This is a genomic window from Bacillus sp. AFS098217, assembly GCF_002551815.1.
GTDB lineage: Bacteria > Bacillota > Bacilli > Bacillales > Bacillaceae_G > Bacillus_A.
Window position 1 is genome coordinate 1 of sequence record NZ_NVPR01000015.1, and the last position, 11,291, is coordinate 11,291.

Here is an 11,291-nt window from a genome sequence, read left to right on the forward strand (position 1 = left end):
AATATATTAGGATTAACAAACCAGGTACGAGATGAACAAGATCGTCCATCTTCAGTAGTTATCCCAGTTTCTGCAACTCCTAAAATTCCTTTAACAAGCAAATCATTCATAACCTTAGAAATAGAAGTTCTTGTTTTTCCTAATTTCTTAGCTAAATAACTTGGAGAAGCTGCATTTGGTTTTATTTCTTCATCATTCTTTTCAACAATAACATTTGATTTAAACTCTAAAAATCTAGAAAGCTCAAATAAAAAAGCTTTCTCTGGTTGAGTTAGATAACCAATCTCACACAAATAATCAATATTCTCTGTAATCATTTGCACGAACTTCACCCCATCGGTTCGTTTTTTCTTCTTACCAATGAAATAATCATCACCTGTTGTACTATGTAAAATCTGTAATAATACTTGCTGTTGTTCAGCCGATAAACCTATATTGACCTGCTCTAAAAAATCTTCAAACTTGTTTTCTCTTACTCGTGCTTTTTTTTCAGATTGTCCTATATTGACTATTTTTGCCATAATATTTCTCCTCTTTTCTAACATTTACAACTAGAGAAGAGAAACATTTTATGCTATGATTCTTATAGAAATTAAAAATGAATATATTCAATAAAAAACCCCTCTTCTCTAATTGTTTGTTTGGTCGCTTTCAATTATAACACGAGGGGATTTTTGTTGTACAAATGTTCTTTTTAACATGTTCTCAATAGAATAGAAAAATTTTAAACAAACGTTTCTTTAAAATTATAGAGTTTTATTACTAAACAAACATACAAAAGAAGATCAAACTAGAAAAACAGTCTAGTTTAATCTTCTTTTTATTTTAAATTCATTAATGATCGCTTTTTTCACATCACTATAAAATACCATTATCAGCATTCCCAATATAGTTATAAATAAAGAAATTCCTTCAATGCCAATAAATATCCCTATAAATATAAGAGCAATACCTATAAAAAAGCCAAAGTCATTTTCAGCATCATCGTCCTCACATTCCTCTTTATCTTTTTTATTTAACTCCTCTCTAACATCCTCTGATCCCTTTATTAACTCATCAATTGTTACTTCATACAATTCACTAAGTAAAATCAAATTATCAATATCAGGATAACTTTTATTACTCTCCCATTTATAAACAGCTTGTCTAGTCACTCCAACCTTGCGAGCTACATCTTCTTGTGAAAAGCTGTTTGATTCACGAAACTTTTTCAATTGCGACCCTAAATTCATATTATTCACCTCTAAGAAATCATTACATATAAAACCGTAATCAATAAAGAAACCATTAGTCTAATAGATGTAAACTAATGGTTCACACATTTAAATTCTTGCTAAATCACTTAAATCTACATTCAACTAAAACAATATTATCAGAAACTAAAAAAGAATCCTAAAAACATAGGATTCTTTATATATTCTCGAAAGTAAACTTTTGAATATTAGTTTACTTTCAAATCCCTGAAAACATTGACCTCAAGCCAAATCCCCTGATATCCTCAAAACATACAATAAAAGTATACATTCAAAACACTACAAATAAAGAGGTTAAAATTCATGAACAAAAAACCACATCTCATTGATGTACAACCCATCCGTAGCAAAGAACAGATCGAAGATATGAAATGGGCCCTCAAACGTCATTGTTCCGAACGAGACTATATTCTCTTTCTTATTGGGATTCATACAGGGCTACGAGTTAGCGATCTACTCCAACTTGAAACGCAAACCATAGTAAAATTAAAACGAAAAAAGAGAAAAGAATTCAAAATTAAAGAGGGAAAAACAAAGAAAGAACGCATGATTAACCTTACTTCTATTTTTGATGAAGTCTATTCGTATGCCCAAATACTAGAAAGTACTTGGTTATTCCCTTCTCGAAAAGGAGAGCAACCCATTAGTAAAATCCAAGCGTATCGACAACTGCAAAAAGCTGGAGATTTTGCCGGTGTAGAATCCATTGGTACCCACACCATGCGTAAAACCTTCGGCTATTGGTTCTATAAACAAACAAAAGATGTGGCCATGTTGCAAGAAATTCTAAATCATAGTACACCCCAAATCACACTAAAATACATTGGAATTAATAAAGAAGAAAAAGACAATGTACTTGATAATTTCCATATTTAAAATCTATCAAAAAAACGACATCTACATAGATGCCGTTTTTTCTGGTGTTTTTTTTGTAAATTGATATAAAACAATTGCTCCTAAAATAGCAAGTATTCCTTGAGGAACATCTAATAATACTGTTTTCCATGTTTCTGAAATTAATAATTCATTACCTGTAGAAGCTTTATAATATCCTTCTATATAACCAATAGTAAACTGAATTACAGATAAAGAAACAAATAACCATAAACCAAATCGAATCATTTTTTTACCTTTAAACATATAGCACCCCATAAATATATAATCCTAATATTAGGTTTAATATATATAATATCCATTTTTCTGTCAATAAATTGATAATCCTTATATTTTACTTCAAATCAAAGTTTATAAAAAATTTATCCCCTGTAATTTCTTTTATTAACTATATAATTCACCTTCCTAATTCTTAATTATCAAGAAGATAAATCACAATAAAAGAGTCCGCAACAGATCATTGCATGCTTTTTTTATAACGCTACGATGCGTTTCTTACTATTTAATATTAGAATAAATTAAATTAATTGGAGGAGGTACAAATATGGACATTGGAAAAAAAATAAAACATTTAAGATTAATAAATAAAATGACACAAGAAGATGTAGCCAACCAATTATTTATTTCAAGACAAGTCATATCTAAATGGGAACTAGGAAAAAGTCTTCCCGATCTAACCAATTTATTAGCCTTAAGCAATCTATTTAATGTTTCAATTGATTCTTTATTAAAGGAGGATTCAAATTTGCAAAATCAGATAATAAAACAAAGCAATTACAAAAGATATTTATTAATAGCCTCTCTCTACATATATTCTTTAATTACTATTGTTGTTATATGTTGTTGTTTTATTGCTTTTTTACTTATACCAAAAGACATAAGAACATCAGATCTAGAAGTTATTAATTCACACTTTTATAAAGAAGCCGATAATAAGGAAATTCTATATATTTATAGTAAATTAAAACCTTTTTTCTCCAGTTATTCAGGAGATTATGGCTTCAAAATAAAAGAACATGAAATAGAGATTCATGCTAATCGAAATTCATTTCCTTTTAAAAATAAAGATGTTTTATTTTCTATTAAAAAAGATATAGCCCATGGAATAGACTGGGAAGAAAAAGATGTTTATATTGTAGACGAAAACAATAAAAAAATACTTATATATAACCATAAAAATAAACAACTGTATTATCAACTGAAAAATTAAAAAGTAGGCGATCAAAATTAAAAACATTTATAAATATATTTTTATACTAACTACGCTTATTCTTAATATAATTAGTTCTCTACTCATTATGAATACTGCATTTACACCAGGAAATATGGTATTTGCTATTACATTTTTATTTTTCACCATGCTATTTCAATCAACTACAATGCTATTTATTATATATATGATTAGAAATGATACATCTAAAAAAATAAAAATGGTCCTATACACCTTTTTAACACTAGATATATTTATCTTTTTATCCTTACTATATATAGCATATATTGTAGTAAGCCAAATTCTATAAAAATATATCATAATAATAACAAGGGAATGCTTGTATACTGATCTATACTGCATTCCCTTATTATAATAATTGTATGTCCACTATATTTTCATTCTTCCTTTTCAAAAATTTAAATCCAAATTTCTTAGTTTTCACCTCTTTCTGGATTCACCCCACTGTAATATAAACTCCTCATCAAATATCCGATTTATTAGCTGTCACCCCCATAAATCATAATAACTTTTAAAATAAGTGATCCCACCTTTGTTATAAAAACAACTTGGATAAAAACAGATTTTTTTCTTTTATAGGGTGGAACAAAGAAAGAGTGGAAAAGCAATAAACAAACATGTAAATCACATGGAGTAAACCGACCATAAAAACTAAAAATTCTGATAATTTAATCGCTAAGGGTTTTTGTTTACTCTTTCTTTGTTATTATGAGTTTAACATTGAAAATAACATAAATCAACAAAAAATCACAAAATTATTATAATTTCGACATTTTATTCATCTCATACTAATTTCTACTTAAAAACATAGAGTTACTATATATCCCAACAGAATTGAAAAAACCAAAATAAAAAACACATAATAATCATCCTATACTTTTTATTTCGATTATCATTATGTTGTAAAAATAACATAATGATAGCAAGGGAATGCTTGTATGCTGATCTGTACTGCATTCCCTTATTATATGTATGCTATATTCTTATTCGCCTTTTTATAACAGTAGAACCACGAATCTTGGCGAAGACATTGGTTTTTGCCCTATCCTGGGGGCCGTCCTCGCTTTTTATTCCACGGTTCCCTTGACCACGAGCCTCCGAACCCTCAAACTCCCAAAACCAACCCCAGCGGGCAAAAACCGCCCTTCTGGGGCCACCTCTGGTGAGTTTGCATGAGGGTTCCCCTCATCGTCAAGGGACTTTCGCGGCATAAACGCCAGGACTCGGATTATAACTCTTAAAATAATTATTTTCCAAATAATCTCGCAAAAAAACCTTTTGATTCCGTAGATGCTGTTAATGATTTTGTTTCTTGTACTTCACGAATTGTTTCAAGTAACTTCTGATCTCGCTTTTCTAACTTATTATCAATATAGTCTTGTTGCTTTTGTAATTGTCCAATTAACAACTTATTAAATTCTTCTTGTTTCTCACTATATTCTCTAAGTTTACTAATTTCATCTTTTAATGCTTTTAATTCCTCAGCTAAAATCTCTCCAACTTCTTTACTAGGAACAGGTTTAATACTCTCTCCACCTGTAGCAAAGTAATGTTCAATTTGTTTTATTGAATAATTCTGCTCTCGATGTAATTGCTGAACTATCTTCATTTGCTCAAGAGCTTTTTCATCAAAAATATTGTAACCTGATTCATTCTTCTCTAAAGAAATATATGTCTTTAATTCTTTCATCCAATTCCTTATAACATTTGGTGATTCATCTAAACATAATGCAACTTCTTTAACAGTCATCGCTATATAACCTGGGTTTTCTCCACCTAGGTATTCACTTTTATCCATCTTTTTACCCACCTTTAAAACCTAGATAAAAACCTTGATATTTTTAATATCAATGGTTATTTTCAAAAAAACCAACCTTGAAACCTAGGTTTTTACTAATTCATTTTACTAAGGTTTATATCCTCCTGTCATATAAAAATAACGGATTTTTTTCATATTTTTAATTCACACTTCATTTAGCAAAGATCTTAGCCGCGCTACAAAAAGTTCTCTAATAACTTTGCAATAAACCAAAACTAAAATCATTCTTTTGTTTTTTAACATAGTAGATTTCAGCTAAAAGATAAGTCATTTTATAAAATTGGAAATTCCGAATCAAAAAAGAGAGAAGAGCATAAGGGGTTTTTGGGCCCAAACAGGGGTTGGGACTAGGCGGAGCCTAGCTTAAACGTGGGTACACGAAAATTCCCAGGATGTCCACTCATTGACGACATAAAACCCACCAAATGTCTCCATTGTGTCCCTAGATGTAGACTCAGTGAGTACACAAAGTCCCTTTGATGTCTCCATATGAGTACTCACTAACGACATGATATTTTTAATAAATTGCAATCAAACATTACTTTAAAATACTAAAAGGGGTACCGCCAGCATTTTTGAAAAAAACCACGCTAAGAGCATTCAAGATTTTATGCAAAAAATCGGAAGACATAGGGAACTATAGGGAGGCCGGAAGGAGCGCCATAATAGGAATGTATAAAAAGATGCATAGAATCATAGAAAAAGACAAAGGCGGATTCCTTATGAGAGTAAGGGTCCGCCTTTGTCCTTGCTACCGATAATAGGTCGTTATGTTAACTAGACGTGTATAAGATATACAATCAAACAAAGTTATTTTCCATTTTCATTCTTATTTTGAAATAGATGCACAATCAAAAGTCCACCAACAAATAAGATTGGAAATCCTACGACTATATATAATCCGTTTTTTAGTATTCCTAATATAATTGCAAGATAACTAAAAAAAAGCCCATAATGCTAAAATTATGATTTCTAACATCTTCTTTTTTTAAAAGTTAAGCACCCCAAATCCCCTTAAAAAAGTTGTGTTCGGAATATTGCAACAAAATCAAAAAAAGACCCTACAAGAGGGTCTTTCATCAGCTAATATTAAGCTTTTTGAACATTAGTAGCTTGTAGGCCACGTTGTCCTTGTTCTACTTCAAACGTTACACTTTGTCCTTCGTCTAAAGATTTGTAACCGTCGATTTGGATAGCTGAGAAATGTACGAATACGTCTTCTCCACCTTCACGCTCGATAAATCCAAAACCTTTGTCTGCATTAAACCATTTTACTTTGCCTTGTTCCATAATTGTTGCCTCCTAGTGTGGATACCCACACATATGTTACTACCCTTGCTCAAATACCTTAGACGAAAAACAAAATTTATTCTTAATCTCAAACCGAACAAAAATAGGTCTTTCTTAAATTAACATACTTTCTAAAAAATAGCAAATTTCAAAAATAAGTCCTTATGGTAATTAACCACTAATAGTGGTTGCTGAAGAAAAAGTCACTATGATAGTCATCGCAGCAAGAAATTGCCAAAAGATCTCGACAATATCATTGATTTGATTTTTTTCAAACATTCAACAATTGATAAAATTAGCTATTTTCGAGTTAAATTTTACTTCTGATAACGATAATTATGTGAACACAAAAGTCCTCCAGTTAAACAATCCGGAGGACTTTTAATAGTTTTCTAAGTTATCTTCCAAATACACTCAATCCTAAATAAATCAAACTATAACTAATTAAAGCACTTGCAAGCATCAAACCTATTTTTAATAATTTGTCTTTTATATTAGGCTTTACTTCACTTACAGGTTTTCCCTCTATAAAATCAATTATTTGACGATAAGTCTTTAAATTGTGCTCTTTTTTTATGTTTTCAACTTGCTGTGATGAAAACATAAGCAAAATCGTAAGTACCAAAGGTATTATAAGACCATAATAACCAAAAAAGTAAAATACAGGTGCAATAGAAATAGGAAGTATAATCATTGATGCTAACATGATGTAACTCCACTTAAAGAAAGTTGATTTTTGAAGTTCTTCTTTCATGATCTTTACATCTCCTTTAACTAAATCATCCAGGGAGACATTAAAAAGAATACTCATCATTAATAAATTATGAATATCTGGGTAGTTTCTTTCATTTTCCCAGTTAGAAATAGATTGTCTGGAAACATGAATTTTCTCTGCTAACTCCTCTTGGGACATATGATCCCGTTTACGAAAATAATGTATCTGTTTACCAATGTTCATTTATACATCTCCCTTAAGTTTGAGGTTAAATTAAAGACTAATTAAAGACTACCAAACTTCTTTATAATAACGTGATTTTAAGGTGTAAAAATGTTTTATCATGCTACTTTCCCCCTGTTTTTGGGTTTGAGTGCCACTAGTCTTGTTGGGACTAAACTCTACACAACCTTGATCCATATGAAAAAAACACAATAAAAAAACGGACTCCAATAAGGAACCCGTTTTATCTTTATTTACTAACAACGTGGAAGATGGAAAAAATTAATAATTGCATTTATAACAGCATCTAGTATAGGTGTATGCATCCTAATCACCCCCTGTTATTAATTATGAATATATATATCTATATATCATTATATTGCGATTAAATACTTTTTCAAGCTTTTTATTGGCGAAACCCCTATTAGTGTCCAAATTGTCTCTAAACGTACAATTTTCTTTTTATGATATAGTGCCCCCTATTATATCTATTTTTTAGATCTTTGATTTTAAATTCCGATAAAAACTTTGGTTTTTGCCCTTTCCTGGGGGTCCCGTCCTACACTTTTTATTCCACGGTTCACTTGACCACGAGCCTCTACACCCTCAAACTCCCAAAGATAACCCCAGTGGGCAAAAACCGCCCTTCTGGGGCCACCTCTGATGAGTTTGCATGAGGGTGCCCCTCATGGTCAAGTGACTTTCGCGGCATAAACGCTTCGGACTCAGTAATTAACCCACCTTCATCTATCTCCCCGTTTATTTATACCACACAATTACTCCTAAAAATCTCTTATATTAAGATTGATATATTGTATAATATAGTTAAAATATATTATTATATGATATCAACCATAATCAAGTGCATATTCTCCGCTCTTTCCCTGATTTATCCGCCATAACGGCGTCAAATCAGGGAAAGAGCAAGATCCCACGAATCAGAATGCCGTCCTGCGTCCTGCATTCTTCAAGCAGGGCAAAATGCTCCTGCCTTGTATAGATTCACGCTGACGCGTTTCATCTATACTGCGGTCAGACGCATTCATTTTTGGGTATCGCTACGCTCTACCCAAAAACAAGCCCAGCAAGCTGGGTGAATGGTCTTCAGGAGCATTTTGCCCTGCGGGACTTCTCATTCCTGGGAGCTCCGCACCAGGAATGACTTTCTTTCTAATTCAGCTTTCGCTTCTTAGAAAGAAACAAAGAAGATTCGCCCCTGGCAAATCTTCTTTGTTTGAACAGATCCATATGCTTCGCATATATGATCTGCAAAAAAACGTTCTTCTTTTCTATCTGCTTTCGCATCTGAAAAGAAGAACAAAAGAAATTTACTTTCTAGTAAATTTCTTTTGTAAATAACGAGCCATGACGAACATGACTCGTTGCGAGGACACCTTGCTTCGCAACGTCCTCGCAAAAACAATATTTCATAAAAAGCGAAGACAGGAGGATTTCCTATGGCCGCGCCACGAAAGCATGTAAAAATTTTAAAAACAAAAGAAAACGAATGTATAGAAATGCTATGGAAAACCGGTGTAGCAACGAAAGAACAGCTTACAGAGCATTACAATATTAAAGGGGAACGTCTCAAAAAGCTTTGTCATAGCGGATATCTAGAAGAACGCATGGGAAAAGTTACTTTAGGCAAAGAAGGAATTAAGAAACTCGAAAAACAAGGGATGCAATATCAATATAAGACTAGCGTTCGTAATACCGGGCACGATATTCGTCTTACAGAAAAATATCTATCTCTACCAAAAGACATTCAAAAAACATGGAAGACTGAGAGACAACTCTATATAGAGGCTCAGAATGACCCTAGATTCGCTCTTTTCAAAGAAAGAATAGTGGAGTCCCATCCACAAGGAAAATTCCAGGCTACGCCCGATAGCGCGGTCTATAGCGAAGCTCATGGAGGACATATCGCCATAGAAGTAACAACACGTAACTATAAAGAAACCGATATTCAACAAAAACAAGCATTTGCCAATACCTTTTTATCTGGTTATGAGCAATTATAGGAGGAATATTCATGGGATTTATTCAAAGTTTTGCAATTCCCTATACTTTTTTCACAGCAAAAGAAATCATAGATAATACAGATGCTCCACGCATCCTAAATTTAGATGAAATTGCATCCGATCCAAATCAAGCAAAATTAAGTTCAAAATTACATCTATTTATCATGGAACATTATCATAATTTCTTTACCTTTATGTTTTATCATCAACCCTACATATTAAAGTCCCAGTTCCTAGAACTATTTGGTTATGAAAAAGGAAACAAGAACAAATCAAAAAGCACAGGATATATGAAATTAAAAGAATTAGAAGAAATGAAATTAATTGGTGTGCAATCTTTTTATGGAGCAGAATACATTTATCTCTCCTATCGTGCTTATTACTATTTTGGGGAACAAAAGAAAGTATTACCAATCGCACCAGGAGAAAATGTCCTATTTCGTCATTTCACCCGTATGGAAGATTATCTGGAACAAAGTAAAAAACAAACATCTAAAGCTAGTTTAGTTTTAACCATGTGCTCTAACGAGCATTATCCCATGATTCTTTCAGATAATTTATATCTCTATCATTTTACTGAAAATGAATTAACTATAAATCCAATACAAGAAAAAGATACACAATTCTTTGGAGAATACTTCCCTAAAAGTAAGCCACCTAAAAATTTTGATATAGATTTTGTAACACAATTTCTATCAAAAACACGAGATAATAAAAAAGATCTCTGGTTCATTAACGAAGAAATACCAGAAATTCAACAAATAACAGTATTTGCATTTCTAGATGAGTTATTTAGAATCCTAAATACACGTTGTTCTATTAAATTAGCCTGTAATATAGAAGATAAAGCTATGGGAATTATGGTAAATGTAATCCCTATTCCTGGTACATCCTATATCACAATTGATAATTTAATCTCTGATATTTATCATATTGAGTTCTTATTAAAAATTTGTTATTCCAAAGTAAAAACTATATTTAATTTCATCGCAATGAGTACAGATCATGAAGAAGAATTGCATAAAATCATAAAAAGAATCACTACTCTTCGAAATAATAAACAACAAGCAAAGGCCTGGCAAAAAGAATTTCATCTAAAATCAATTCATGTTAGAAATACAAACGTGTTTAAACGATTTAATTTTAATGATTCTTATGAAGCACAACGAGATAAACCTCTTCCAAATTAACCACTTATTTAAAATAAGTGGTTTTTATCTTTTCCCCTACTTTTGAGGTGGAGGCTGGTCGGGGTGTGGGGGGACCCCACGTATTGCGTATCTAAAATAAAAGAGAAAAAGAATTCTTAGAACGTTAGAACTAGCGGTTTGGCTCGTATAATGGACAGCACAAGCCGATATGCATAAATCCTACTTTTGAGTTTATCGGCTTGGCGATGAAAGCTAACGAGCCAAAAAAAGTTTTGCAAGGATGCTAGAAAAAAGGAAAAGTCTTTGACTTTAGGCGAGGATGAACGAGCCGTCCTTTTTTCTAGCAAAGGTGGAGATTTTTGAGCGGAGTTTGCTCAAAAATACTACTTGTTCCTTGCGGAACTTTTAGCCTTATATATAGAGTGAGATAGAGAAAATATAAAAAGTCAGTAATATCAAGGGTTTAAAGTGTTCGGGGTGTTAAAAAAAATTAACACCTGTGTTAATTTTTTTTAACACCTATTTTTTAACAAGAACAACAAAAAAAAAAAGTGCAATAGGTAATTACACTTTTTTAAAATAAATATATCGGCAATTTATGCTTCTTTTTACTTCCTTCAAGTTGAATATTTCTTAATGATTTTACAAATATTTGTTGTGTGGCTCTATCAATATCATCTTTTGGTGCATTACAT

10 protein-coding genes and 1 pseudogene are annotated in these 11,291 nt (G+C 31.6%); 4 read left to right on the forward strand and 7 right to left on the reverse strand.

Annotated elements, in window-relative coordinates; translation table 11 throughout:
* A partial coding sequence (locus COO03_RS02850; protein WP_097894964.1) for a MarR family transcriptional regulator occupies window positions 1–521 on the reverse strand: 521 nt, incomplete at its 3' end.
* 282 nt (window positions 522–803) lie between these two features.
* A complete protein-coding gene (locus tag COO03_RS02855; protein WP_097894965.1) occupies window positions 804–1,232 on the reverse strand; it encodes a helix-turn-helix domain-containing protein in 429 nt (142 codons plus the stop codon).
* Window positions 1,233–1,556: 324 nt separating this feature from the next.
* On the opposite strand from COO03_RS02855, the gene COO03_RS02860 reads away from it, so the two are divergent.
* Entirely contained in the window at window positions 1,557–2,129 is a 573-nt protein-coding gene (locus COO03_RS02860; RefSeq protein ID WP_097894966.1) for a tyrosine-type recombinase/integrase, read from the forward strand.
* Window positions 2,130–2,150: 21 nt separating this feature from the next.
* Here COO03_RS02860 and COO03_RS02865 read toward each other — a convergent pair whose 3' ends face one another.
* Window positions 2,151–2,393: a DUF3937 family protein gene (locus COO03_RS02865; RefSeq protein ID WP_097894967.1), complete on the reverse strand. Its 243-nt coding sequence runs from the start codon at window positions 2,391–2,393 to the stop codon at window positions 2,151–2,153.
* Between the two features lie 298 nt (window positions 2,394–2,691).
* On the opposite strand from COO03_RS02865, the gene COO03_RS02870 reads away from it, so the two are divergent.
* Window positions 2,692–3,357 (forward strand): helix-turn-helix domain-containing protein, encoded by a 666-nt coding sequence (locus COO03_RS02870; protein WP_097894968.1) that lies wholly within the window; start codon window positions 2,692–2,694, stop codon window positions 3,355–3,357.
* A gap of 1,267 nt (window positions 3,358–4,624) precedes the next feature.
* On the opposite strand, the gene COO03_RS02880 is transcribed toward COO03_RS02870, so the two are convergent.
* The 3 genes from COO03_RS02880 to COO03_RS02890 all read right to left on the reverse strand — a co-directional run bounded on the left by COO03_RS02880 (window position 4,625) and on the right by COO03_RS02890 (window position 7,445).
* Window positions 4,625–5,176, reverse strand: coding sequence for a DUF3967 domain-containing protein (locus COO03_RS02880; protein ID WP_097894970.1), 552 nt, complete (start codon window positions 5,174–5,176; stop codon window positions 4,625–4,627).
* 1,110 nt (window positions 5,177–6,286) lie between these two features.
* Window positions 6,287–6,487 carry a cold-shock protein gene (locus COO03_RS02885; RefSeq protein WP_000434817.1) on the reverse strand — a complete coding sequence of 67 codons (201 nt, stop codon included), beginning with the start codon at window positions 6,485–6,487 and terminating at the stop codon, window positions 6,287–6,289.
* 397 nt (window positions 6,488–6,884) lie between these two features.
* Window positions 6,885–7,445, reverse strand: coding sequence for a helix-turn-helix transcriptional regulator (locus tag COO03_RS02890; protein WP_097894971.1), 561 nt, complete (start codon window positions 7,443–7,445; stop codon window positions 6,885–6,887).
* 1,436 nt (window positions 7,446–8,881) lie between these two features.
* Between COO03_RS02890 and COO03_RS02895 the strand changes: the two genes are divergently transcribed.
* Window positions 8,882–9,445 carry a hypothetical protein gene (locus tag COO03_RS02895; protein ID WP_097894972.1) on the forward strand — a complete coding sequence of 188 codons (564 nt, stop codon included), beginning with the start codon at window positions 8,882–8,884 and terminating at the stop codon, window positions 9,443–9,445.
* Between the two features lie 11 nt (window positions 9,446–9,456).
* Entirely contained in the window at window positions 9,457–10,635 is a 1,179-nt protein-coding gene (locus tag COO03_RS02900) for a hypothetical protein (protein WP_097894973.1), read from the forward strand.
* A 535-nt stretch (window positions 10,636–11,170) separates the two neighbouring features.
* Here COO03_RS02900 and COO03_RS27405 read toward each other — a convergent pair.
* Window positions 11,171–11,291 (reverse strand): annotated as a pseudogene (locus COO03_RS27405) (MarR family transcriptional regulator); the annotation flags it as partial.

Bases quoted from the DNA above. Each gene is read 5' to 3' on its own strand.
- COO03_RS02855 (WP_097894965.1), bottom strand. From the start codon at position 1,232: ATGAATTTAGGGTCGCAATTGAAAAAGTTTCGTGAATCAAACAGCTTT.
- COO03_RS02860 (WP_097894966.1), top strand. From the start codon at position 1,557: ATGAACAAAAAACCACATCTCATTGATGTACAACCCATCCGTAGCAAA.
- COO03_RS02865 (WP_097894967.1), bottom strand. From the start codon at position 2,393: ATGTTTAAAGGTAAAAAAATGATTCGATTTGGTTTATGGTTATTTGTT.
- COO03_RS02870 (WP_097894968.1), top strand. From the start codon at position 2,692: ATGGACATTGGAAAAAAAATAAAACATTTAAGATTAATAAATAAAATG.
- COO03_RS02880 (WP_097894970.1), bottom strand. From the start codon at position 5,176: ATGGATAAAAGTGAATACCTAGGTGGAGAAAACCCAGGTTATATAGCG.
- COO03_RS02885 (WP_000434817.1), bottom strand. From the start codon at position 6,487: ATGGAACAAGGCAAAGTAAAATGGTTTAATGCAGACAAAGGTTTTGGA.
- COO03_RS02890 (WP_097894971.1), bottom strand. From the start codon at position 7,445: ATGAACATTGGTAAACAGATACATTATTTTCGTAAACGGGATCATATG.
- COO03_RS02895 (WP_097894972.1), top strand. From the start codon at position 8,882: ATGGCCGCGCCACGAAAGCATGTAAAAATTTTAAAAACAAAAGAAAAC.
- COO03_RS02900 (WP_097894973.1), top strand. From the start codon at position 9,457: ATGGGATTTATTCAAAGTTTTGCAATTCCCTATACTTTTTTCACAGCA.